The sequence below is a fragment of the Pseudomonas sp. 2725 genome, from assembly GCF_050434585.1.
Classification (GTDB): Bacteria; Pseudomonadota; Gammaproteobacteria; order Pseudomonadales; family Pseudomonadaceae; genus Aquipseudomonas; species Aquipseudomonas jessenii.
Map to the genome: position 1 here is coordinate 589194 of NZ_JBNDIV010000004.1, position 23357 is coordinate 612550.

Below are 23357 nucleotides of genomic sequence, written 5' to 3' on the forward strand. Positions count from 1 at the left end.
ACTCAGATACCCCAGAGAATCTGCACGCCCCAGACGAAGTAAGCGAACATCGCAACGCCGCAGACTGCCTGGAAAAGGAAACGTATAGCGGTCGCGGACTTGCCGAACGCCATTGGCGTCAGGTAGTCGGTCGCGATGGTCCACATGCCGACCCAGGCGTGAGCGCCGAGGGCAACAAGGGCCAGGAGGCTGAAAATACGCATTCCGTTATGGGCGAACAGTTCATGCCACTGGGCGTACTCGAGGCCAGGGTTGGCCACGATGTATCCGATCAGGAAGATGAAGTAAGCCGCGAGAACGACCGCAGACACACGTTGCGCCATCCAGTCATAGAGGCCCGAACGCGACAGGTTCGTGACGTTAGTTACCATATCCAAACTCCTGCCAGAACGATTACCACCACGGAAACGGCGATAACGATTTTCGAGCCCAGCTTGCCGCCTTCCAGCGTCTCACCGATGCCCATGTCCATCATCAAATGGCGCACACCGGCTACCAGGTGATAAAGCAGAGCGGACAGGATGCCCCATGTCACTAGCTTGGCTAGCGGACTGGTCAGACACGCTTTCACCTGACCGAAGCCTTCCTCGGAGCTCAGCGACTTGTCCAATGCGTAAAGCATGATGGCAAGGCACACGAAGAGGATGACACCGGAGATTCGGTGAAGGATGGACGTGTAAGCAGTGACTGGGAGTTTGATGGTCCTTAGGTCTAGGTTTACAGGTCGTTGGCTTTTCACGGCTTTTTTTTCACACTGAAGAGCCCCTAACAATCAGGGCAAAGTTGTTGGGGAGTGCACTGGTCAGGTAACCACCACCCAGGGATGCGACCCCCAATGAAAGCAAGCCCAAAAGCCCTTGGCGGTCGGTGGCCGAGTATAGACAGTTAGGCTACTAATGACAACGCAAACACCTAACCCAAACAGCTGATTGCGCAACTGACATAAAAGGCGTAAATGGCAGCCAATTTCGAGAAAAAAGTCCGGTTAAAGCCTTCTGGAGCAAGACTTTAGGCAAATTGACATTCGAATTTATCTCACTATAGTGGTGCGGGCCCTGCGTGGGGGGTCTGTCTGATGATTTCAAGCATAAATAGGAGGCCACATGGCTGACAAAAAAGCGCAGTTGATCATCGAGGGCGCAGCCCCCGTCGAGCTGCCCATTTTAACCGGCACCGTTGGTCCCGATGTTATCGATGTTCGGGGCCTGACGGCCACGGGCCGTTTCACCTTTGACCCAGGCTTCATGTCGACCGCCTCGTGCGAGTCGAAGATCACCTATATCGACGGCGACAACGGCATTCTGCTGCACCGCGGCTACCCGATCGAACAGCTGGCTGAAAAGTCGGACTATCTGGAAACCTGCTATCTGCTGCTCAACGGCGAACTGCCGACCGCAGAACAGAAGGCCCAGTTCGTCAGCACCGTGAAGAACCACACCATGGTTCACGAGCAGCTGAAGACCTTCTTCAACGGCTTCCGTCGCGACGCCCACCCGATGGCCGTCATGTGCGGCGTAGTCGGCGCCCTCTCGGCGTTCTACCACGACTCCCTGGACATCAATAACCCGCAGCATCGCGAAATCTCCGCGATCCGCCTGGTTGCCAAGATGCCGACCCTGGCCGCGATGGTTTACAAGTACTCCATGGGCCAACCCATGATGTACCCGCGCAACGACCTGTCGTACGCGGAAAACTTCCTGCACATGATGTTCAACACCCCGTGCGAGATCAAACCGATCAGCCCGGTACTCGCCAAGGCCATGGACCGGATCTTCATCCTCCATGCCGACCACGAGCAGAACGCCTCGACGTCCACCGTGCGCCTGGCGGGTTCTTCGGGCGCCAACCCGTTCGCCTGTATCGCCGCCGGTATCGCTGCACTGTGGGGCCCTGCCCACGGCGGTGCGAACGAAGCCGTACTGACCATGCTCGATGAAATCGGCGATGTTTCGAACATCGACAAGTTCATCGCCAAGGCCAAGGACAAGAACGATCCGTTCAAACTGATGGGCTTCGGTCACCGCGTTTACAAAAACCGCGACCCGCGCGCCACGGTCATGAAGCAGACCTGCGACGAAGTATTGAAGGAACTGGGCATCCAGAACGATCCGCAACTCGAACTGGCCATGCGCCTGGAAGAGATCGCCCTGACCGACCCGTACTTCATCGAACGCTCGCTGTACCCGAACGTCGACTTCTACTCGGGGATCATCCTCAAGGCGATCGGCATTCCAACCAGCATGTTCACCGTGATCTTCGCCCTGGCGCGGACCGTCGGCTGGATCTCCCACTGGAAAGAGATGCTCTCCAGCCCGTACAAGATCGGCCGTCCGCGCCAGTTGTACACCGGCTACGAGTCGCGTGACATCACCAAGCTGGAAGACCGCAAGTAAGATCTGTCTTGCTGTAGCGTGTTGAGTTGTACCGGGAACGGCCTCTGCTTTTTATATAAAGAGCAGGAGGCCGTTTTTGTTTGTGCGCTTTTTTTGATGGTGTACATATCCGTTTCTGCGGTTACGGCCGCTATTGGTTCCGCCCTTACGGCGGGTCACTTGGAAAAGCGCCAAGTAACCAAGCGCTTTTGCCCCTGACATTCGGTGCCTCGCCCAGGCTCGGCATTCCCTCGCTCCGGTCCTGCTCCGTGGGCCCGCCGCCATCGGCCATCCATGGCCGGGGGCGGCTAACCCGGCATCCATGCCGGGTTGCCCACTGCGCAGAACCTGCACTCGGCCTCACGAGGGGGCGTACACCGCAACAGCACCCGAGGCGGCCTACCGGCCGGCCTGGTTGCTGGTTGAGCTCGCTGCAGAATTTCGATCGGCCGACAGGTCGCCATCGCGAGCAAGCTCGCTCCCACAGAAGAGCAGAGCAAAAGCAGGGCCGCGTACCCCCACGCTCTTCACCACTCATCAGGCCGAGCGTTAGCTCGCCTGCAGCTTTTGATCTTGATCCACCCGCCCCCTCGGAAGGCTGAGCGGAGGTGTTTATCCGGGGATTGGCGCGCAGCGCCGTTCGACGCAGTCGAACTCATCGCATGTAGGTGCCAGCGAAGCCAACCGGAGGGCGATGCCCCCGGATGAATGCCGGAGCGAAGGAACCCCGAGCCCTGGCGAGGGGCCGTACGTTCGGGGCGAGACTTTTTGGTTCCTTTTGTGTCGTTTGACAAAAGGGACTCGCCGTAAGGGCGAAACCATAAGTCGCCGTTACCGAAGGAATGGATATGTACCCCCTCAAAAAACACTCCAACTGACACAAAGTCTTCGCGAGCAGGCTCGCTCCTACAGTAAAACGGGCAAATCCAAAAAAACGGGTCGATTACCGCCCATAAAAAAATGCCCCGATCTCTCGACCGGGGCATTTCTGTTTAACCCAACTTACACAAACAATCTCGCAGCCTTAGTGCGAAACCGCCCCACTCGCCCCCAACCCCGTCTGCGAACGAACAAACTGCGGGAAGAACAGCGCCCGCTCATTGTCAGCCGCAGCGGACTTGTCGGTAACCGAGAAGAACCAGATCCCGACAAAGGCAATCATCATCGAGAACAGCGCCGGGTACTCATACGGGAAGATAGCTTTCTCGTGATGCAGGATCTGCACCCAGATGGTCGGACCAAGCACCATCAGGCCCACGGCACTGACCAGCCCCATCCAGCCACCGATCATCGCACCGCGAGTGGTCAGCTTTTTCCAGTACATGGAAAGCAGCAGTACCGGGAAGTTACAGCTCGCCGCGATGGAGAACGCCAGGCCCACCATGAACGCGATGTTCTGGCTTTCGAACAGAATACCCAGACCGATCGCCAACACCGCCAGCGCGATGGTGGTGATTTTCGAGACGCGAATTTCGTCCTTCTCGTTGGCCTTGCCCTTCTTGATCACGCTGGCATACAGGTCGTGGGACACCGCCGAAGCACCGGCCAGGGTCAGACCGGCAACCACTGCCAGAATGGTCGCAAACGCTACTGCCGAGATGAAGCCCAGGAAGATACTGCCGCCAACCGCGTTGGCCAGGTGCACCGCCGCCATGTTGTTACCGCCCAGCAAGGCGCCAGCAGCGTCTTTGAAAGCCGGGTTGGTGCTGACCAGCAGGATCGCGCCGAAGCCGATGATGAAGGTCAGGATGTAGAAGTAGCCAATGAAACCGGTTGCGTACAACACGCTCTTGCGAGCTTCCTTTGCGTCACTCACGGTGAAGAAGCGCATCAGGATGTGTGGCAGGCCAGCGGTACCGAACATCAGCGCCAGACCGAGGGAGAACGCCGAGATCGGATCTTTCACCAGGCCGCCCGGGCTCATGATCGCATCAGCTTTCGGGTGGACCTTGATCGCCTCGGAGAACAGCATGTTGAAGTCGAAGTTGACGTGCTTCATCACCATCAGCGCCATGAAGGAAGCGCCGGACAGCAGCAGGACAGCCTTGATGATTTGCACCCAGGTGGTCGCCAGCATGCCGCCGAACAACACGTAAAGGCACATCAGAATACCGACCAGGATCACCGCAACGTGGTAATCGAGACCGAACAGCAGTTGGATCAGCTTGCCGGCACCGACCATTTGCGCGATCAGGTAAAACGCCACCACCACCAGCGAACCGCAAGCGGACAGCGAGCGGATCTGGGTTTGCCCCAGGCGATAGGACGCCACGTCGGCAAAGGTGTATTTGCCCAGGTTCCGCAGACGCTCGGCGATCAGGAACAGAATGATCGGCCAGCCCACCAGGAAGCCGATCGAGTAGATCAGGCCGTCGTAGCCAGAGGTGAACACCAGCGCGGAAATACCCAGGAAGGACGCAGCCGACATGTAGTCACCGGCAATCGCCAGGCCGTTCTGGAAACCGGTGATCTTGCCGCCAGCGGCGTAGTAGTCGGCTGCCGAATTATTACGCTTGGAAGCCCAGTAGGTGATGCACAGGGTGGCACCGACGAAGGCGACAAACATCACGATCGCGGACACGTTAAGCGGTTGCTTCTGCACGGCACCGGTCAGGGCGTCAGCCGCCCAGGCGCCAGGTGCGAAAGCTGCGATGCTCAAAAGAGCCATTAGACGGCGGATCATTGCTGAGCCTCCTTGAGAATCGCATTGTTCAGGTCGTCGAACTCGCCGTTGGCGCGTCGTACGTAGATACCGGTCAGGATGAAAGCCGAAATGATCAGCCCGATACCGATCGGTATGCCCCAGGTAATCGAGGACTCAGGGCTGATTTTCGCCCCCAGAACCTGCGGCCCGTAGGCAATCAGAAGGATGAATCCGGAGTAAAGCCCTAGCATGATCGCCGAAAGAATCCAGGCGAATCGTTCCCTCTTGCTAACCAGCTCCTTGAAGCGCGGGCTGTTTTGAATCGAGAGGTAAATGCTGTCGTTCATTGTTTTTATCCTCGCAGCACAGATTTAGTTGGAACGGTATCCACTCTATGCGGCTGCGGGGCAGGTTCCAGACGACCTTAGTCTTAGAACCACATGACGTATTCGCCAACTTCCAGCATGCACCAAACAACTGTGGGAGCGAGCCTGCTCGCGAAGGCGTCATGCCAGTCGACATATCAGTCAACTGGCAGAACGCTTCGCGAGCAGGCTCGCTCCCACAGGGGCAAGCGTGCTCTTTGCTATTACTTGGTCCAGTCAGCCACACGCTCAGGGTGTTTGGCGATCCAATCCTTCGCCGCGGCTTCAGGTTTGGCACCATCCTGAATCGCCAACATCACCTGGCCGATTTCATCCTTGGATTCCCACTGGAAGTTCTTCAGGAACTTGGCCACTTCCGGCGCCTTGGCTTCCAGGCCCTTGCTGCCGATGCTGTTCACGGTTTCAGCCGCGCCGTACACGCCTTTCGGGTCTTCGAGGAAGCGCAGTTTCCACTTGGCGAACATCCAGTGCGGTACCCAGCCGGTGACCGCGATGGATTCGTTCTTCTTCTCGGCACGGGTCAGCTCGGCGATCATGCCGGCGCCGGAACTGGCCTTGAGTTGATAACCGGTCAGGTCGTAGTCCTTGATCGCCTGATCGGTCTTGAGCATCACACCTGAACCGGCGTCGATGCCGACGATGCGGTTCTTGAAGGTGTCGTCGGTCTTGAGGTCGTCAATGGACTTGGCCTTGACGTACTCCGGCACGATCAGGCCGATTTTCGCGTCCTTGAAGTTCGGGCCGTAGTCGACGACCTGATCCTTGTTCTTCGTCCAGTACTCACCGTGGGTCACCGGCAGCCAGGCCGACAGCATGGCGTCGAGTTTGCCGGTGGCCACGCCCTGCCACATGATCCCGGTAGCGACGGCTTGCAGCTTCACGTCATAACCGAGTTTCTGCCTGATCACTTCAGCCGCCACGTTGGTCGTGGCGACACTGTCCGACCAACCGTCGACATAACCGAGCGTCACGTCCTTGCCGGCGGCGCTCGCCACGGCCGAACTGATCGCCAGCACCAAAGCCGCACCTGCGCCCAAGAGTCGTCGCATCTTCATCGTTACTTCCCCGAAAGTGCTGCGCTCGACGGATGCCGAGTCGCTTAAACGTATTGTTATGGTGCACAGCGCCCCCATCACGCCCACCGCAAACTCGTTCGAACATCAGCGGAGTACTGACACTTGCGATAATCAACCTGACGCTCATGGCGACCTGCTCTGCCAGCGACCTCAAGCCATCGAGAAACGACATCAGAAAGCCATTAATCCTCAGCGCAACAGACCCCCTGCCAATCCGCTCGAACTTTGCATGTCAAAATCATGCAGGCCACCAAGCACGCGGTAAATGCAGGTAACATGCGCCGCTTTGCTCCCACACGGCCTGACCATGTCCGCGACATCCCGCTTTCCTTTCGCTGCTTATCTATTCGCTTGCCTGCTGGGGCTGTTTGCCCTCGGTGGCTTCTGGTACGGCCTCGGCAAACCGGTGGCTTTACCGGACGTCGCCAGCGCGACGCACAAGCTGCAATGCGCCTCCTACACGCCGTTCGACAAGGATCAATCGCCGTTCGACCAGCCATTCAAATTGCGTCCGGAGCGCATGGACGCCGACCTCGCGCTGCTGGCGACCCGTTTCGAATGCATCCGCACCTATTCCATGACCGGCCTCGAAGCCCTGCCGGACCTGGCGCGCAAGCATGGCTTGAAGCTGATGATCGGTGCCTGGGTCAACAGCAACCCGGTGGACACCGAGAAAGAAGTCGACCTGCTGATCGCCTCGGCCAATGCCAACCCGGATGTGGTGAGCGCAGTGATCGTCGGCAACGAAACCCTGCTGCGCAAGGAAGTCACTGGCGCGCAATTGGCGAAGCTGATCAACAAGGTCAAGAGCCAGGTCAAACAACCTGTCACCTACGCCGACGTCTGGGAGTTCTGGCTCAAGCATCCGGAAATTGCCCCCGCCGTGGACTTCCTGACCATTCACTTGCTGCCCTACTGGGAAGATGATCCGTCGAACATCGACGCAGCCCTGCAGCATGTGGCCGATGTACGCCAGGTGTTCGGCAACAAATTCGCGCCCAAGGATGTGCTGATCGGCGAAACCGGCTGGCCAAGCGAAGGTCGCCAGCGCGAAACGGCCCTGCCGAGTCGGGTCAACGAAGCCAAGTTCATTCGCGGCTTTGTCGCCATGGCCGAGCAACAGGGTTGGCACTACAACCTGATCGAAGCCTTCGACCAGCCCTGGAAACGCGCCAGTGAAGGTGCGGTCGGTGGATACTGGGGCTTGTTCGACGCCGATCGCCAGGACAAGGGCGTGCTGGCGGGGCCCGTGACAAACGTACCGTACTGGTCGCAGTGGCTGGCGGTGGGCGGCTTGATCTTCATCGGCACCTTGCTGCTCGGTGGTCGGGTCCGCACGACGCGGTCGGCACTGGTGCTGCCCCTGCTCGGTGCCTTGGCTGCGTGTTCGATTGGCGCCTGGGGCGACCTGGCACGGGTGACCACGCGCTTTACCAGTGAATGGCTATGGGTCGGATTGCTGACCGCCCTGAATCTGCTGGTGCTGGCTCATGCCGCGCTGACATTGAGCCCTCGCAACGGTTGGCGCGGGCGGGCTTTCAACCTGCTTGAGCGCCGGGCTGGCTGGCTGGTTGCAACGACAGGTTTCGCGGCAGCCGTGATGATGCTGGAACTGGTGCTCGATCCGCGTTATCGCAGCTTCCCGAGTGTCGCGTTCATCGTGCCGGCACTGGTCTATCTGTGTCGCCCGGTGAACGTGCCGCGCCGCGAGATTGCGTTGCTGACCTTCATCATCGGTGCCGGCATTGCACCGCAGCTGTACCGTGAAGGTTTGCAGAACCAGCAGGCCTGGGGTTGGGCGCTGGTGAGTGTGTTGATGGTGGCTTCGTTGTGGCGGTGTTTGCGGGTTCGCGGGAACCCAGCCACGATCTGAGTATCAATAACCGCGTGATCGAACCGTTGTAAAAAAGGGATTCGATCACGCCTGTCTGATTATTTCTACAAATCTATATGTCGACATTAACTCTCCGGGGGACTTCAACGTTTGCCCCGTAACAACCTTTTTCAAATTCTGGTCAGCCCATTGGAATCTGTCTAGATTTTTAGAGTGTTCCTGCGGCATTTTGTACTGCATATGATCCGGAAGGTTGTTAGTTTCGAGATATTTCTGATTTTTCATCTGTCTCGATAGTTGAGGAGTAACTTTATTTTTAGCGAGTCTAAACGCTGCTCCCGCTTCATATAAATTCAATTCACCGGCTCGAGCCGCTGCTTCTTTAGTGATGCTGCTAGGGTTACTGGTAACCGCCTTCGACACACCCGCCCTACCTGATTCAATTGGTGATAATGGTCCATGCCCAGGACGTGGCGGCGTCTTTGAGAAGCCGTTGATTGAGCCTTTACTCCAAACTCTTAAACTTTTTCCAGCATGCTGTCCGGCAGAAATAGAGACTGAAACAAGCCGATGAATAGTTCGCGCAAACAATGCAAACTCCCCCAGTGGATCCACCTTGTTAACGGGATCCCCAAGGCAATACGCATACGCATTCACCCCGCCCTTCCCAAACGGACTCAAACTGTCCGGACTGTTAAACCTCATCAACACTGGGTCAAAGGCACGATACCCATTCCCCAACAAATAATGCCCGGTCACCGGATCTCGCCGCTCGCCATTGAAGCCCAGGAGGCTGATCAAACCACCTTCGGGCGAACGGTGACCATAAGGGGAATAGACCGGCCGCTGGTGTTGACCGAGTGATAGTGAATACAGAACCGAACGTTGCAAATCCGTGGCCAGTAACACAGAGTCAATCCTCCCCGCCTGACGCTGTTGCTGCGCCAACGGCTGCTCCTCGCGCTCAAGCATCGAGTGCTGCACCTGCCCCTGTATCTCAGTGGCCAAACGATTTTTTCGGTAAAAACGCTGAATGCCCGACTGATTCAGCGGGGCACAATTTGCAACTCGATCCAGCGGGTCGTAGTGATAGCGGCACAGTAATGTAGCTTGCTGGACGGTCATGGCGGCATCCGTTTCATATTCGGTTTTCGGATGGATAGATTCGGAGTTATCGGGAGGGCCGTCTACTATCAGAACTGATAGGTATGGAGTGAAACCGACCTGAGTTGCGTGCCTGTAAATGCCTCTTCGCGAGCAGGCTCGCCCACAGGCGATCTTCAGTGAACACGAAATCCGTGTGCGACTAAGATCAATCGTGGGAGCGAGCCTGCTCGCGATAGCTATTTATCAGGCGCTACGAGAAGCCCTGACCAACCGCAACCCCGCAATCACCACCGCAAACACCGCCAGCGTGGTGTTGTACAACGCCAGTGCCGGAAAACCGAACACCAGCGCCAGCACCGCCAGCCACCAGCCTGCCCGCCCCGGCACGATAAAGCCGATGATCGCCGCACCCAGCGCAGCCCAGCCCAACACCCCGAAATGGATCATCAGCCCCAGGTTCGAACGTACCAGGCATTCCCAACGATTCGCTTCATCCACACAAATGCCGACCCACTGCGCATCCTCCATGAAGCCATAGCGCGCGCCATAACTGGCGGCCAGCCATAAAGGCAGCAAAACAAGCAGCAGAATCACGGGCAAGCGGCGAGACATGAAACACTCCAATTGGCGAAAAGCGGCGGCCAGCTTAATCGCCCTTAAGCGTTTCGCAAGCGATAACAACTGTTAACTGGTCTTTCAATCGCTGCAAAGTGTATCGTCCAGCTACTATTACTTCGAAATTAAGCCTGTTTGGTGCCGAGGGTTGGCACTTTGGCGCAAATCTGGTGGTCATAGCCTGCGAAATTCATTCGGCACCTTCCTCTAAGGGATTTAGTCATGCTCCGTTCCTTGCGCTTCGCTGCCCTGTTTGGCGGCCTTATATTGAGTGCGTCCGCACTGGCGGCCGACATTGACGCCGCCAGCTATGGCTACCCCCTGACCAACCCGTTCGAGGCGACCATCGCGACCACACCGCCGGACCTGCGTCCGGAGTTACCTCTGGACGAAGACATCGATCAGACGGTGCGCAGTGTCACCTTGCGTCCGGAACGGGCGTTCGAATTGCCGAACAACTTCTGGGCGGTCAAGACGCTCGACTACCGCATTGCCACACAGGATCACGCCGCACCGCTGATGTTCCTGATCGCCGGCACCGGCGCGCGCTATGACAGCACCCTGAACGAATACCTGAAAAAGCTCTATTACAAAGCCGGCTACCACGTGGTGCAGTTGTCATCGCCCACCAGCTATGACTTCATGAGTGCCGCCTCACGCTTCGCCACGCCGGGTGTTTCCAAGGAAGACGCCGAAGATCTGTACCGGGTGATGCAGGCCGTACGGGCACAGAATCCGAAAGTGCCGGTCACCGATTACTACCTGACCGGGTATAGCCTGGGTGCACTGGATGCAGCTTTCGTCTCTCACCTGGACGAAACCCGCCGCAGCTTCAACTTCAAGAAAGTCCTGCTGCTCAACCCGCCGGTCAACCTCTACACCTCGATCACCAACCTCGACAAACTGGTCCAGACCGAGGTCAAGGGCATCAACACCAGCACCACATTCTATGAACTGGTACTGGACAAGCTGACCCGCTACTTCCAGCAAAAGGGCTACATCGACCTCAATGACGCCCTGCTCTACGACTTCCAGCAGTCCAAGCAGCACCTGACCAACGAGCAGATGGCCATGTTGATCGGCACCTCGTTCCGCTTTTCGGCGGCCGACATCGCCTTCACTTCGGACCTGGTCAACCGTCGCGGCCTGATCACCCCACCGAAGTTCCCGATCACCGAGGGCACCAGCCTCACGCCATTCCTCAAGCGTGCGCTGCAATGCGACTTCGACTGCTACATCACCGAACAAGTGATCCCGATGTGGCGCGCCCGCACCGACGGCGGCAGCCTGCTGCAACTGATTGACCAGGTGAGCCTGTATGCACTGAAGGACTACCTGCACGAAAGCCCGAAAATCGCGGTCATGCACAACGCCGATGACGTAATCCTCGGTCCTGGCGACCTAGGCTTCCTGCGCAAGACCTTCGGTGATCGCCTGACCGTTTACCCGTATGGCGGCCACTGCGGCAACATTAACTACCGCGTCAACAGCGACGCCATGCTGGAGTTTTTCCGTGGCTAAATATCTCCTGCTTTTCGCAGCGTTACTCTGTGCAGGCGTCGCCAATGCCGACAACAGCAAAGCCAATGCCCCCGTGGTCGTCGACAGCGATGGCTTCAAGGAGCCGCTGAGCAAACTCAAATTCAACCCGGGCCTGGATCAGCGCGAGTTCGAGCGTTCGACGCTCAACGCGCTGGCCGTCTACGATCCGCTGGAAGAGTGGAACCGGCGCGTCTATCACTTCAACTACCGCTTCGACCAATGGGTGTTCCTGCCGGTGGTCAATGGTTACCGCTACGTTACCCCGAGCTTCCTGCGCACCGGTGTCAGCAACTTCTTCAACAACCTCGGCGATGTGCCGAACCTGATGAACAGCCTGCTGCAACTCAAGGGCCAGCGCTCGCTGGAAACCACCGGGCGACTGCTGCTCAACACCACCATCGGCATCGCCGGCCTGTGGGACCCGGCCACCGCCATGGGCCTGCCGCGTCAGAGCGAAGACTTCGGCCAGACTTTAGGCTTCTACGGCGTGCCGGGCGGCGCTTACTTCGTCCTGCCGATCCTCGGTCCGTCGAATCTGCGTGACACCGGCGGCCTGCTGGTGGATTACTCGGCCGAGAATGCGATCAACTTCCTCAACGTGGCCGAAGTCAGCTCCAACCATCCGGAAGTCGTGATCCTGCGCGGCATCGACAAGCGCCACCAGACCGGCTTCCGCTATGGTCAGATGAACTCGCCATTCGAGTACGAGAAAGTGCGTTACGTGTACACCGAAGCGCGCAAGTTGCAGGTTGCCGAGTAAACAAGCCCCCCAAAAAACACTGTGGGAGCGAGCTTGCTCGCGATGAGGCCGTTACATTCAACATTGATGTTGACTGTTACACCGCCATCGCGAGCAAGCTCGCTCCCACAGTTGTTATGTACTGCAGATAAATCCTCTATTCGCGCTTCAGCCTTTCAGGACTTTCCAGATCTTGCCGGCAGCCATCACCCCAACCAACACCACCGCCCCCGCCACAATCCCCGCTACCCCATTGAGCAACGTCGGTACGATAAACCCGGCACCACCCGCCCCCGCGCTGACACTTTCGATCCAGTGATGCACCACCGGCACGCCGTGGGTCAGGATGCCGCCGCCGACCAGGAACATCGCCGCGGTGCCGATCACCGACAGGCTTTTCATCATGTACGGAGCCGCACGCAAAATCCCGCCACCGATGCTCTTGGCCATCTGACCAGGCTTCTGGGTCAGCCAGAGCCCCAGATCATCGAGTTTGACGATACCCGCTACCAACCCGTAGACACCGACAGTCATGACGATGGCGATCCCCGACAGCACGACGACTTGCTGGGTCAGCGCCGACTCGGCGACGACGCCGAGGGTGATGGCGATGATTTCGGCCGAGAGAATGAAGTCGGTACGGATCGCGCCCTTGATCTTGTCCTTTTCAAACGCCACCAGATCCACCGCCGGGTCTGCCACAGCTTCGACCAATTCGGCATGTTCAGCCTGATCTTCAGCCTTGCTGTGCAGGAACTTGTGGGCGAGCTTCTCAAACCCTTCAAAGCACAGATAGGCACCGCCGACCATCAACAGCGGTGTGACCAGCCACGGAATGAACGCACTGATCGCCAGCGCCGACGGCACCAGGATCAGTTTATTGATGAACGAACCCTTGGCGACCGCCCAGACCACCGGGATTTCCCGTTCGGCACGCACGCCACTGACTTGCTGAGCGTTGAGCGCCAGGTCGTCACCGAGTACGCCGGCCGTTTTCTTGGCGGCCATTTGGGTCATCAAGGACACGTCATCCAGCACGGTCGCGATGTCGTCGATCAGCACCAGCAAACTGCTTCCTGCCATGAATCAGGTTTCCTTCTGCAATGAATGCGCAGCAGCATAGCGCGACATAAGAGCCTACGGTGCATTCTTGAGCGCCGCGCGAGGCCGGTGATACCATGCGCAACCGCCAGAACAGGCAAGGAATCACCCGGTTTATGAGCACTATCCGCGAGCGCAACAAACAACTGATCCTGCGTGCCGCCAGTGAGGAATTCGCCGACAAAGGCTTCGCTGCGACCAAAACCAGCGACATCGCAGCCAAGGCGGGATTGCCAAAGCCCAACGTCTACTACTACTTCAAGTCCAAGGAAAACCTCTACCGCGAGGTTCTGGAAAGCATCATCGAGCCCATCCTGCAGGCCTCGACACCGTTCAATCCGGACGGCGAGCCCGGTGAAGTGCTCAGCGGCTACATTCGCTCGAAAATCCGCATCTCCCGCGACCTGCCTTTCGCCTCCAAAGTGTTCGCCAGCGAAATCATGCACGGCGCCCCCCACCTGAGCAGCGATCTGGTCGAGCAGCTCAATGGCCAGGCCAAACACAACATCGAGTGCATCCAGACCTGGATCGACCGCGGGCAAATCGCCCCCATCGATCCCAACCACCTGATGTTCAGCATCTGGGCCGCGACCCAGACCTACGCCGACTTCGACTGGCAAATCACCGCCATCACCGGCAAGACCAAGCTGGATGACGTGGACTATGAAGCGGCGGCGCAGACGATTATCCGGTTGGTGCTCAAAGGGTGTGAGCCCGAGCGGTAGACTGCGGCGCGGCCTTCGTCAGCAGGCCCGCTCCCACAAGGGATCCGTGGTGTTCACACACTTTGTATCCGCCGACAATCCAATGTGGGAGCGGGCTTGCTCGCGAATGGCGGCAACTCGGTTTTAAATCAAACCCAGATCGCATCCCACAATGGATAGTCGCCAAGCTTCTCGACCAGCCCTGCCCGCAACGGGTTAGCCACAACATATCGAGCCAGCTTTACCAGGTCTTCCTCTTTTCGCAGCGCATGATCATGAAAGCCTTGCTGCCAAAGGCTACCTGTTCTTCCGAGCGCCGAATTGACTGCACGAGTACTCAGGGATTTCGCCTGACACATCAATTGCGCCAGCGTCCCCTTTTGCAACTGAATCAACCAATGAAAATGATCGGGCATGACCACCCAGGCCAACGACTCGGCAAATCCCTCACTCTGTGCTTGCCTGAACTGATATACAACCAACCTTCCCAAGGTGTAATCCCTGAAAACGGGCTCTCGCTTTAGTGTGTTGGCAGTCAGTAGATAGATGCGATTTTGCTCGGCATAGCGGCCGATGCGTAGGCGGTGTGATGCTGACAGCTCAGGCATTCCTTGCCCTCTCTCATGTTGAAGTCATGAAAAGGCTAGTTCAGCGACTACAGGATAGTGGGGTAGACCTTTAGCTGGATATGTCTGGGAGATCGCCTTCGCGAGCAAGCCCGCTCCCACACTTGATCGCTGACGTTCACAAAATTTGTGTACGCAAAAAATCCAATGTGGGAGCGGGCTTGCTCGCGAAAGCGGTAGTTCAGTCAGCGAAGATCAAGCCGCCACCCCCGCATCCGCCACCAACCCCAACGCCTCGATGGCATTGATCGCGCACTGCTCGTCGACATCCGACAGATCGCCGCTGATCCCCACCGCCCCCAGCACGTTCCCGTCCTGATCGCGAACCAGCACACCACCCGGTGCCGGCACGACGCTGCCCTGCCCCAGGCTGTTCAACGCGGCGATAAACGCCGGGCGTTGCTGGGCGTCCAGCGCCAGCAGGCGCGACCCCTTGCCCAGCGCGATGGCGCCCCAGGCTTTGCCGATGGCGACGTGCGGGCGCAGCAGGCTGGCGCCGTCTTCGCGTTGCAGGGTGATCAGATGCCCGCCGGCATCCAGTACTGCAACGGTCAATGGCGCGGCAGAGATTGCCCGCCCCGCGGTGATGGCCTGATCGACCAGGTTGACTGCGACTTTCAAGGTTAAAGCGCTCATGGTGCCGTCCTCATTTTGTTTTTCGGAAAGTCGGTGGACTGCGCCGTTGTGCCGCAGCCCGATGCAACAAATAGAACACAATGAATTATTTTTTTGTATACAATAATCATCGAAAGGCGCCACATGCGACGAAAAGCCACAGCAGAACCGGCTTCCGACGAATGAAACAAGCGCTTGAGAAAATGGATTGACCTGCGCCGTCCGCCGTGAATACACTCTGCGCAAAGCCACTTGTATACAATTACAAAACGTAAAGAGGCACAAAACCATGAGCAAAATGAGAGCAATCGAAGCCGCCGTTCTGGTGATGCGCCGTGAAGGGGTCGATACCGCTTTTGGCATCCCGGGTGCCGCCATCAACCCGCTGTACTCCGCCCTGCAAAAGGTCGGCGGCATCGATCACGTACTCGCTCGCCACGTTGAAGGCGCCTCGCACATGGCCGAGGGCTACACCCGCACCAAGGCCGGCAACATCGGCGTTTGCATCGGCACTTCCGGCCCTGCCGGTACCGACATGGTCACCGGGCTCTACAGCGCCTCGGCCGACTCGATTCCAATCCTCTGCATCACAGGCCAGGCACCCCGCGCCCGTATGCACAAGGAAGACTTCCAGGCTGTCGATATCACCACCATCGTCAAGCCAGTCACCAAGTGGTCGACCACCGTCATGGAACCGGGCCAGGTGCCTTATGCGTTCCAGAAGGCTTTCTATGAAATGCGCTCAGGCCGTCCAGGCCCGGTGCTGATCGACCTGCCGTTCGACGTGCAGATGGCCGAAATCGAATTCGACATCGACGCCTACCAGCCACTGCCATTGGCCAAGCCGAGCGCTACCCGCGTCCAGGTTGAAAAGGCCTTGGCCATGCTGGATCAGGCCGAGCGTCCATTGCTGGTGGCCGGTGGCGGCATCATCAATGCCGATGCCGCCGATCTGCTGGTGGAGTTCGCCGAACTGACCGGTATTCCAGTGATCCCGACCCTGATGGGCTGGGGCGCCATCCCGGACGATCACCCGTTGATGGTGGGCATGGTTGGCTTGCAGACGTCGCACCGCTACGGCAACGCCACCATGCTCAAGTCCGACGTGGTTCTGGGCGTAGGCAACCGCTGGGCCAACCGTCACACCGGTTCCGTTGACGTGTACACCGAAGGCCGCAAGTTCATTCACGTTGATATCGAACCGACCCAGATCGGCCGCGTGTTCACCCCGGACCTGGGCATCGTTTCCGACGCTGCTGCCGCGCTGACCGTGTTCATCGAAGTCGCTCGCGAATGGCAAGCCGCCGGCAAGCTGAAGAACCGCAGCGCCTGGTTGCAAGACTGCCAGCAGCGTAAAGCCAGCCTGCAGCGCAAGACTCACTTCGACAACGTGCCGGTCAAGCCGCAACGCGTTTACGAAGAAATGAACCAGGTGTTCGGCAAAGACACCTGCTACGTCAGCACCATCGGTCTGTCGCAGATTGCCGGCGCGCAGTTCCTGCACGTCTACAAGCCGCGTCACTGGATCAACTGCGGTCAGGCAGGCCCTCTGGGCTGGACCATTCCGGCAGCACTGGGCGTGGTCAAGGCTGATCCGAACCGTAAAGTCGTGGCCCTGTCGGGGGACTATGACTTCCAGTTCATGATCGAAGAATTGGCAGTGGGCGCGCAGTTCAAGCTGCCGTACATTCATGTGGTGGTAAACAACTCGTACCTGGGTCTGATCCGTCAGGCGCAGCGCGGTTTCGACATGGATTACTGCGTACAGCTGTCGTTCGACAACCTGAACGCGCCGGAACTCAACGGCTACGGTGTGGACCACGTCGCAGTTGCCGAAGGCCTGGGCTGCAAGGCACTGCGTGTGTTCGAACCGGCTCAGATCCAGCCTGCCCTGCGCAAGGCCCAGGAGCTGATCGAAGAGTTCAAGGTTCCGGTGATCGTCGAGATCATCCTGGAGCGCGTGACCAACATTTCCATGGGTACCGAGATCAACGCCGTCAACGAATTCGAAGACCTGGCGCTGGTCGGCGACGACGCACCGACTGCGATTTCGTTGCTTGATTAACTTGTAGGATCGTTCCCACATCCTGTGGGAGCGAGCTTGCTCGCGATTGCGTACTGCCATTCAGCATCCATGTCGACTGACACACCGCTATCGCGAGCAAGCTCGCTCCCACAGGGATCCGGGAACGCTCACCATACATATTCAGGAGACCACCATGCCGCGTTTCGCAGCCAACCTGTCCATGCTGTTCACCGAACAGGACTTTCTTGCCCGTTTCGAAGCGGCCGCCAAAGCCGGCTTCAGTGGTGTCGAATACCTGTTCCCGTACGACTTCAGCTCCGCCGAAATCAAGGCCCAGCTCGACGCCAACGGTCTGACCCAAGTGCTGTTCAATCTGCCAGCCGGCGACTGGGCGAAGGGCGAGCGCGGTATCGCCTGCCTGCCGGACCGGGTCGAAGAGTTCCGTGCCGGTGTCGACCTGGCCATCGCTTACGCGCAAGTGCTGGGCAACACCCAGGTCAACTGCCTGGCCGGTATTCGTCCGCAGGGCTTTGACGATGCCACCGTGGAGAAAACCTTCGTCGCCAACCTCAAGTACGCGGCCGACAAGCTGCAAGCGGCGGGCATCAAACTGGTGATGGAAGCGATCAACACCCGTGACATTCCAGGTTTCTACCTGAACAACACGGCGCAAGCCCTGTCGATTCGCGAGCAGGTCGGCAGCGCCAACCTGTTCCTGCAATACGACATCTATCACATGCAAATCATGGAAGGCGATCTGGCCCGCACCCTGCAATCGCACCTGGGCGAGATCAACCACGTGCAGCTCGCGGACAACCCGGGGCGCAACGAACCAGGCACCGGTGAAATCAACTACCGCTTCCTGTTCGAACACCTGGACCGCATCGGTTACCAGGGCTGGGTCGGTTGCGAATACAAGCCGCTGACCACCACTGAAGCGGGCCTGGGCTGGTTGAAAACCCATAACGCGATTTAACACATATCCCTGTAGGAGCGAGCCTGCTCGCGAAGAACGATCAGGCACCGCGATTACTCAGGCAGTACGCGTTTTCGTTGAGTTTTTCGCGAGCAAGCTCGCTCCTACAAAAGACAAAAACAAGAGGATTTTCTCATGGCTAAAATCGGATTTATCGGCACCGGCATCATGGGCCACCCAATGGCGTTGAACCTGCAGAAAGCCGGTCACAGCCTGTTCCTGTCGGCTCACCACGACCCTGCGCCTGCCGACCTGGTCGCCGCTGGCGCCGTTGCCCTGGCGAACCCGAAGGAAGTCGCCCAGGAAGCCGAATTCATCATCGTCATGGTGCCGGATACCCCACAGGTCGATGACGTACTGTTCCGCGCTGATGGCGTTGCCGCCGGTGTTGGCAAAGGCAAAGTGGTGATCGACATGAGCTCGATCTCGCCGACCGCCACCAAGGCTTTCGCAGCAAAGATCAACGAAAAAGGCGCGCAATACCTCGACGCCCCGGTCTCTGGCGGTGAAGTCGGCGCCAAGGCCGCTACCCTGAGCATCATGGTCGGCGGCGATGCCGACGCCTTCGAGCGCGCCCTGCCACTGTTCCAGGCCATGGGCAAGAACATCACCCTGGTCGGTGGCAACGGCGACGGTCAAACCGCCAAGGTGGCCAACCAGATCATCGTGGCCCTGAACATCCAGGCCGTGGCCGAAGCCCTGCTGTTCGCTTCGAAAAACGGTGCCGATCCGGCCAAGGTGCGTGAAGCACTGATGGGCGGTTTCGCGTCCTCGAAGATCCTCGAAGTGCACGGCGAGCGCATGATCAAGGGCACCTTCGATCCAGGCTTCCGCATCAGCCTGCACCAGAAGGACCTGAACCTGGCCCTGCAAGGCGCCAAGGAGCTGAACATCAACCTGCCGAACACCGCCAACACCCAGCAAGTGTTCAGCACCTGCGCGGCCATCGGTGGCAGCAACTGGGACCACTCGGCGCTGATCAAGGGCCTGGAACACATGGCGAACTTCTCGATTCGCGACAAGAAGTAAGTCCTGTCCCATCCCCATGTGGGAGCGGGCCTGTGGCGAGGGGGCTTGCCCCCGTTGGGCTGCGAAGCAGCCCCAAAATCTCTAGTACACCAAAGATCTTGTGAGTGCTGCGCACTCAAACGGGGGCAAGCCCCCTCGCCACAGGGCCCGCTCCCACACTGGACCGAGTTGCCCTTCAAATAACAAGAATTCCGGGAGCCCGCCATGTCGGTCGATCCGCAACAATTGCTGCGCGAGCTGTTTGCCACAGCCATCGATGCGGCGCATCCGCAACAAGTCCTCGAAGCCCATTTGCCTGCCGACCGCAGCGGCCGCGTGATCGTCATTGGCGCCGGCAAAGCCGCAGCCGCCATGGCCCAAGTGGTCGAGCGCTGCTGGCAGGGTGAAGTGTCCGGCCTGGTGGTGACCCGCTACGGTCACGGCGCACCTTGCGAAAAAATCGAAGTGGTCGAAGCCGCACATCCGGTACCGGACGCTGCAGGTCTGGCGGTGGCCAAGCGTGTGCTGGAACTGGTCAGTGACCTGAACGAATCCGACCGCGTGATCTTCCTGCTCTCCGGCGGTGGCTCTGCCCTGCTGGCACTGCCGGCCGAAGGCATCACCCTGGCCGACAAGCAGTCGATCAACAAAGCCCTGCTCAAGTCCGGCGCCACCATCGGCGAGATGAACTGCGTGCGCAAGCACCTCTCGGCGATCAAGGGTGGGCGACTGGGTAAAGCCTGCTGGCCTGCCACGGTTTATACCTATGCGATTTCCGATGTGCCGGGCGACCTCGCCACGGTCATCGCCTCCGGCCCTACCGTGGCCGACCCGAGCACGTCGGCCGAAGCGCTGGCGATCCTAAAACGCTACGCTATCGAGGTTCCGGCTTCGGTGCGCACCTGGCTGCAAAGCCCCGAATCGGAAACCGTCAAACCCGGCGACCCAAGTCTGGCACGCAGTCATTTCCAGTTGATCGCCCGCCCGCAGCAATCCCTTGAAGCGGCGGCGGTGAAATGCCGTCAGGCCGGGTTCAGTCCGCTGATCCTCGGCGACCTTGAAGGCGAATCCCGCGAGGTGGCGAAAGTCCACGCCGGCATCGCACGGCAGATCGTCCTGCACGGTCAGCCGCTGGCGGCGCCCTGCGTGATTCTCTCGGGCGGTGAAACCACCGTCACCGTGCGCGGCAATGGCCGTGGCGGGCGCAACGCCGAGTTCCTGCTGAGCCTGACCGACAGCCTCAAGGGCCTGCCCGGCGTCTATGCGCTGGCCGGTGACACCGACGGCATCGACGGTTCCGAAGACAACGCTGGCGCGATCATGACCCCGGACAGCTACGCCCGCGCCGCGGCAAAGGGCCTGAGCGCCAGCGACGAGTTGGATAACAACAACGGTTACGGCTACTTCGAGGCGCTGGACGCCCTGATCGTCACCGAGCCGACCCGTACCAACGTCAACGACTTCCGCGCCATTCTGATCCTTGAGAGCACTAAACATGACGCCTGATAAAAAGGTCAAAATACTCGCCACGCTCGGCCCGGCCATCGACGGCATCGATGCCATCCGTGAACTGGTGCTGGCCGGGGTCAACATCTTCCGCCTGAACTTCAGCCATGGCGATCATGCTGACCACGCCCAGCGTTTCCAGTGGATTCGTGAAGTCGAGCGTCAGCTCAATTATCCATTGGGCATCCTGATGGACCTGCAAGGCCCGAAACTGCGGGTCGGCAAGTTCGCCGAAGGCAAGGTGCAACTGGTTCGCGGCCAGGCCTTGCGCCTGGACCTCGATACCACGCCGGGCGATGAGCGCCGGGTCAACCTGCCCCACCCGGAAATCATCGCCGCGCTGGAGCCGGGCATGGACCTGCTGCTGGACGATGGCAAGTTGCGTCTGCGGGTGGTGACCAAGTACGCCGACGCCATCGACACCACCGTGCTCAATGGCGGCGAACTGTCGGACCGCAAAGGCGTGAACGTACCGCAAGCGGTGCTCGACCTGAGCCCGCTGACCGCCAAGGATCGCCGCGACTTGGCCTTCGGGCTGGAGTTGGGTGTGGACTGGGTGGCGCTATCGTTCGTGCAACGTCCCGATGACATCCGCGAAGCCCGTACCCTGATCGGCGACAAGGCGTTCCTGATGGCCAAGATCGAGAAGCCCTCGGCCGTCGAGCAACTGCGCGAGATCGCCGAATTGAGCGACGCGATCATGGTCGCCCGGGGTGACCTGGGCGTGGAAGTGCCGGCCGAAAGCGTGCCGCAGATCCAGAAGAACATCATCAGCACCTGCCGCCAGCTCGGCAAACCGGTGGTGGTCGCCACTCAGATGCTGGAGTCGATGCGCTTCTCACCCGCGCCAACCCGCGCCGAAGTCACCGATGTGGCCAACGCCGTGGCCGAAGGTGCGGACGCGGTGATGCTGTCGGCGGAAACCGCATCCGGCGAATACCCACTCGAAGCCGTGCAGATGATGAGCAAGATCATCCGCCAGGTGGAAAACGGTCCGGACTATCAGACTCAACTGGACGTCAGCCGGCCGAAAGCCGAGGCGACTGTTTCCGATGCGATCAGCTGCGCCATTCGCCGTATCAGCAACGTGCTGCCGGTGGCGGTGCTGGTCAACTACAGCGAGTCCGGTGCGTCGAGCCTGCGTGCGGCGCGGGAGCGGCCGACGGTGCCGATCCTCAACCTGACACCGAACCTGCAGACCGCCCGTCGCCTGAGCGTGGCGTGGGGTGTGCACTCGGTGGTCAACGACCGCCTGCGTCAGGTCGATGAAGTCTGCTCGACGGCACTGGAAATTGCCCAGGCCCAGGGCATGGCGCAGCGTGGCGACACACTGCTGATCACCGCAGGTGTGCCCTTTGGCCAGCCGGGGTCGACTAACTCTCTGCGTATCGAGACATTGATCTAGCGCCTGTACCGGCCTTATCGCGAGCAAGCTCGCTCCCACAGTGGTTTTGTGTCGTTCACGGAACCAAGACTGAACAAAGATTCAGTGTGTGAGCGAGCTTGCTCGCGATGCAGGCAACCCGGTCCCACTGACTTTCAGACCTGCCATGCCTGCCAACCATTTCAACACCCACTGCCCCGACTGGGCCGAAGCCTTGCTCAACGGCTTCAGCCAGATCTTTCTTCAGCGCAATCCGCTGTGCGGCCTGCTGTGCGTCTTGGCCATTTTGTTCACGGCGCCCGCCTTGCTCGGCGGCGCCTTGCTCGGTGGTGTCGCCGGGCTGCTCACCGCGCAACGCCGCAACTATGCCAAGGCTGATCGTCAGGCCGGGTTGTTCAGCTACAACGGCGTGCTGCTCGGACTGTTGCTGAGCCTGTATTTCCCCTGGTCGGCGATGATGCCGCCACTGATCCTGGCCGCCGGTGGCCTGAGCGCGATGGTCACCCAACAGTGGCTCAAGCGCGTCCGGTTCAGCCAATACCTGCCGGCCTACACCGCGCCCTTCGTTGGGCTGGGCTGGTTGCTGCTGTGCTTCGCCACGCCCTCGACAGAGCCGCACTTGATCGAAGTCAGCACCCTGAACATGCTCGCCGCGCCACTCAAAGGCCTCGGCCAGGTGATGTTCCTCGGTCATCCGCTGGCCGGTGCGATGATTGCCGCCGGTTTGCTGATCGCTGATCGCCGCGCATTCTGCTGGGCGTTGCTGGCCTCAGTCGCGGGCATGGGCTGGAGCCTGCTGAACCACGATTTCTATACCGCACTGCTCGGCCTCGGTGGCTATAACGCCGTGCTGGCCGCCCTCGCCTTCAGCTCCCAGCGTCGCCAACCGTGGCTGCCGCTGGTTGGCATCGGCTTGGCGCTGCTGCTGACGCCGCTGTTTGCCGCCATCGGTCTGCCCACCCTGACCGCGCCGTTCATTCTTGCCGGCTGGCTGATTCGCAGCGTCGTGCAAATGCTCGGCAAAGCCACGGTCGAAAGCGCGCCTTGCGCTACCGGGGAGAATCAACCTAGGCTGCGCTGATTTGCAGCCAAGGCG

General features: G+C 59.3%; 21 protein-coding genes. 11 read left to right on the plus strand and 10 right to left on the minus strand.

The features are described from left to right. Positions 1-2 precede the first annotated feature (2 nt). Both sdhD and sdhC read right to left on the minus strand, forming a co-directional pair. A complete protein-coding gene (sdhD, locus tag ABIE16_RS14115; RefSeq protein WP_008049683.1) occupies positions 3-371 on the minus strand; it encodes a succinate dehydrogenase, hydrophobic membrane anchor protein in 369 nt (122 codons plus the stop codon). Then, complete coding sequence (gene sdhC / locus ABIE16_RS14120) at positions 365-739, minus strand: succinate dehydrogenase, cytochrome b556 subunit (protein WP_057715829.1); 375 nt, start codon at positions 737-739, stop codon at positions 365-367. The genes sdhD and sdhC overlap by 7 nt, the downstream gene beginning before the upstream one ends. 364 nt (positions 740-1103) lie before the next feature. On the opposite strand from sdhC, the gene gltA reads away from it, so the two are divergent. Beyond that, positions 1104-2393, plus strand: coding sequence for a citrate synthase (gene gltA / locus ABIE16_RS14125; RefSeq protein WP_007977501.1), 1290 nt, complete (start codon positions 1104-1106; stop codon positions 2391-2393). 1003 nt (positions 2394-3396) lie between these two features. On the opposite strand, the gene ABIE16_RS14130 is transcribed toward gltA, so the two are convergent. The 3 genes from ABIE16_RS14130 to ABIE16_RS14140 all read right to left on the minus strand — a co-directional run bounded on the left by ABIE16_RS14130 (position 3397) and on the right by ABIE16_RS14140 (position 6457). Further along, the gene (locus tag ABIE16_RS14130; RefSeq protein WP_340315098.1) at positions 3397-5055 is read right to left on the minus strand and encodes a cation acetate symporter; all 1659 of its coding nucleotides are present in this window, start codon (positions 5053-5055) and stop codon (positions 3397-3399) included. Beyond that, positions 5052-5363 (minus strand): DUF485 domain-containing protein, encoded by a 312-nt coding sequence (locus ABIE16_RS14135; protein WP_057715832.1) that lies wholly within the window; start codon positions 5361-5363, stop codon positions 5052-5054. Before ABIE16_RS14135 ends, ABIE16_RS14130 begins: the two co-directional genes overlap by 4 nt. Positions 5364-5605: 242 nt before the next feature. After that, positions 5606-6457: a glycine betaine ABC transporter substrate-binding protein gene (locus tag ABIE16_RS14140; RefSeq protein ID WP_057715833.1), complete on the minus strand. Its 852-nt coding sequence runs from the start codon at positions 6455-6457 to the stop codon at positions 5606-5608. 286 nt (positions 6458-6743) lie between these two features. Here ABIE16_RS14140 and ABIE16_RS14145 point away from each other — a divergent pair, with 286 nt between their 5' ends. Beyond that, the gene (locus ABIE16_RS14145) at positions 6744-8351 is read left to right on the plus strand and encodes a beta (1-6) glucans synthase (RefSeq protein ID WP_429521391.1); all 1608 of its coding nucleotides are present in this window, start codon (positions 6744-6746) and stop codon (positions 8349-8351) included. Positions 8352-8396: 45 nt separating this feature from the next. Here the strand turns inward: ABIE16_RS14145 and ABIE16_RS14150 are convergent, their stop codons facing one another. Together ABIE16_RS14150 and ABIE16_RS14155 are read right to left on the minus strand one after the other, a co-directional pair. Then, positions 8397-9437, minus strand: coding sequence for an RHS repeat-associated core domain-containing protein (locus tag ABIE16_RS14150; RefSeq protein WP_349735936.1), 1041 nt, complete (start codon positions 9435-9437; stop codon positions 8397-8399). A 225-nt stretch (positions 9438-9662) separates the two neighbouring features. After that, complete coding sequence (locus ABIE16_RS14155) at positions 9663-10031, minus strand: hypothetical protein (RefSeq protein WP_429521392.1); 369 nt, start codon at positions 10029-10031, stop codon at positions 9663-9665. A gap of 225 nt (positions 10032-10256) precedes the next feature. Between ABIE16_RS14155 and ABIE16_RS14160 the strand changes: the two genes are divergently transcribed. Both ABIE16_RS14160 and ABIE16_RS14165 read left to right on the plus strand, forming a co-directional pair. Beyond that, positions 10257-11555: a serine/threonine protein kinase gene (locus ABIE16_RS14160; RefSeq protein ID WP_057715836.1), complete on the plus strand. Its 1299-nt coding sequence runs from the start codon at positions 10257-10259 to the stop codon at positions 11553-11555. Next, positions 11548-12336, plus strand: a complete 789-nt coding sequence (locus ABIE16_RS14165; protein ID WP_057715837.1) for an MlaA family lipoprotein — start codon at positions 11548-11550, stop codon at positions 12334-12336. Before ABIE16_RS14160 ends, ABIE16_RS14165 begins: the two co-directional genes overlap by 8 nt. Before the next feature lie 147 nt (positions 12337-12483). Here ABIE16_RS14165 and ABIE16_RS14170 read toward each other — a convergent pair whose 3' ends face one another. Next, a complete protein-coding gene (locus ABIE16_RS14170) occupies positions 12484-13398 on the minus strand; it encodes a DUF808 domain-containing protein (protein ID WP_057715838.1) in 915 nt (304 codons plus the stop codon). A 134-nt stretch (positions 13399-13532) separates the two neighbouring features. Here ABIE16_RS14170 and ABIE16_RS14175 point away from each other — a divergent pair, with 134 nt between their 5' ends. Beyond that, complete coding sequence (locus ABIE16_RS14175) at positions 13533-14141, plus strand: TetR/AcrR family transcriptional regulator (protein WP_340315089.1); 609 nt, start codon at positions 13533-13535, stop codon at positions 14139-14141. A 128-nt stretch (positions 14142-14269) separates the two neighbouring features. On the opposite strand, the gene ABIE16_RS14180 is transcribed toward ABIE16_RS14175, so the two are convergent. Beyond that, positions 14270-14728, minus strand: coding sequence for an REP-associated tyrosine transposase (locus tag ABIE16_RS14180; RefSeq protein WP_150814897.1), 459 nt, complete (start codon positions 14726-14728; stop codon positions 14270-14272). 213 nt (positions 14729-14941) lie between these two features. Continuing rightward, a complete protein-coding gene (locus ABIE16_RS14185) occupies positions 14942-15382 on the minus strand; it encodes a GlcG/HbpS family heme-binding protein (protein WP_218497140.1) in 441 nt (146 codons plus the stop codon). Positions 15383-15650: 268 nt separating this feature from the next. Between ABIE16_RS14185 and gcl the strand changes: the two genes are divergently transcribed. The 6 genes from gcl to ABIE16_RS14215 all read left to right on the plus strand — a co-directional run bounded on the left by gcl (position 15651) and on the right by ABIE16_RS14215 (position 23342). After that, on the plus strand, positions 15651-17426 hold the full coding sequence (gene gcl / locus ABIE16_RS14190) for a glyoxylate carboligase (protein ID WP_057715848.1): 1776 nt from the start codon (positions 15651-15653) through the stop codon (positions 17424-17426). A 154-nt stretch (positions 17427-17580) separates the two neighbouring features. Beyond that, on the plus strand, positions 17581-18363 hold the full coding sequence (hyi, locus tag ABIE16_RS14195; protein ID WP_090453874.1) for a hydroxypyruvate isomerase: 783 nt from the start codon (positions 17581-17583) through the stop codon (positions 18361-18363). Positions 18364-18498: 135 nt separating this feature from the next. Next, positions 18499-19392, plus strand: coding sequence for a 2-hydroxy-3-oxopropionate reductase (locus ABIE16_RS14200; RefSeq protein WP_057715850.1), 894 nt, complete (start codon positions 18499-18501; stop codon positions 19390-19392). A gap of 204 nt (positions 19393-19596) precedes the next feature. Then, on the plus strand, positions 19597-20877 hold the full coding sequence (locus ABIE16_RS14205; RefSeq protein ID WP_007971416.1) for a glycerate kinase type-2 family protein: 1281 nt from the start codon (positions 19597-19599) through the stop codon (positions 20875-20877). Beyond that, complete coding sequence (pyk, locus tag ABIE16_RS14210; RefSeq protein ID WP_349735931.1) at positions 20867-22282, plus strand: pyruvate kinase; 1416 nt, start codon at positions 20867-20869, stop codon at positions 22280-22282. The genes ABIE16_RS14205 and pyk overlap by 11 nt, the downstream gene beginning before the upstream one ends. 145 nt (positions 22283-22427) lie before the next feature. Beyond that, positions 22428-23342 (plus strand): urea transporter, encoded by a 915-nt coding sequence (locus ABIE16_RS14215; RefSeq protein ID WP_429521393.1) that lies wholly within the window; start codon positions 22428-22430, stop codon positions 23340-23342. Positions 23343-23357: the final 15 nt, after the last annotated feature.

Excerpts from the sequence above, each read along its gene's own strand:
- sdhD (WP_008049683.1), bottom strand. The coding sequence starts at position 371 with ATGGTAACTAACGTCACGAACCTGTCGCGTTCGGGCCTCTATGACTGG.
- gltA (WP_007977501.1), top strand. The coding sequence starts at position 1,104 with ATGGCTGACAAAAAAGCGCAGTTGATCATCGAGGGCGCAGCCCCCGTC.
- ABIE16_RS14130 (WP_340315098.1), bottom strand. The coding sequence starts at position 5,055 with ATGATCCGCCGTCTAATGGCTCTTTTGAGCATCGCAGCTTTCGCACCT.
- ABIE16_RS14135 (WP_057715832.1), bottom strand. The coding sequence starts at position 5,363 with ATGAACGACAGCATTTACCTCTCGATTCAAAACAGCCCGCGCTTCAAG.
- ABIE16_RS14140 (WP_057715833.1), bottom strand. The coding sequence starts at position 6,457 with ATGAAGATGCGACGACTCTTGGGCGCAGGTGCGGCTTTGGTGCTGGCG.
- ABIE16_RS14145 (WP_429521391.1), top strand. The coding sequence starts at position 6,744 with ATGCAGGTAACATGCGCCGCTTTGCTCCCACACGGCCTGACCATGTCC.
- ABIE16_RS14150 (WP_349735936.1), bottom strand. The coding sequence starts at position 9,437 with ATGACCGTCCAGCAAGCTACATTACTGTGCCGCTATCACTACGACCCG.
- ABIE16_RS14155 (WP_429521392.1), bottom strand. The coding sequence starts at position 10,031 with ATGTCTCGCCGCTTGCCCGTGATTCTGCTGCTTGTTTTGCTGCCTTTA.
- ABIE16_RS14160 (WP_057715836.1), top strand. The coding sequence starts at position 10,257 with ATGCTCCGTTCCTTGCGCTTCGCTGCCCTGTTTGGCGGCCTTATATTG.
- ABIE16_RS14170 (WP_057715838.1), bottom strand. The coding sequence starts at position 13,398 with ATGGCAGGAAGCAGTTTGCTGGTGCTGATCGACGACATCGCGACCGTG.
- ABIE16_RS14175 (WP_340315089.1), top strand. The coding sequence starts at position 13,533 with ATGAGCACTATCCGCGAGCGCAACAAACAACTGATCCTGCGTGCCGCC.
- ABIE16_RS14180 (WP_150814897.1), bottom strand. The coding sequence starts at position 14,728 with ATGCCTGAGCTGTCAGCATCACACCGCCTACGCATCGGCCGCTATGCC.
- ABIE16_RS14185 (WP_218497140.1), bottom strand. The coding sequence starts at position 15,382 with ATGAGCGCTTTAACCTTGAAAGTCGCAGTCAACCTGGTCGATCAGGCC.
- gcl (WP_057715848.1), top strand. The coding sequence starts at position 15,651 with ATGAGCAAAATGAGAGCAATCGAAGCCGCCGTTCTGGTGATGCGCCGT.
- hyi (WP_090453874.1), top strand. The coding sequence starts at position 17,581 with ATGCCGCGTTTCGCAGCCAACCTGTCCATGCTGTTCACCGAACAGGAC.
- ABIE16_RS14200 (WP_057715850.1), top strand. The coding sequence starts at position 18,499 with ATGGCTAAAATCGGATTTATCGGCACCGGCATCATGGGCCACCCAATG.
- ABIE16_RS14205 (WP_007971416.1), top strand. The coding sequence starts at position 19,597 with ATGTCGGTCGATCCGCAACAATTGCTGCGCGAGCTGTTTGCCACAGCC.
- pyk (WP_349735931.1), top strand. The coding sequence starts at position 20,867 with ATGACGCCTGATAAAAAGGTCAAAATACTCGCCACGCTCGGCCCGGCC.
- ABIE16_RS14215 (WP_429521393.1), top strand. The coding sequence starts at position 22,428 with ATGCCTGCCAACCATTTCAACACCCACTGCCCCGACTGGGCCGAAGCC.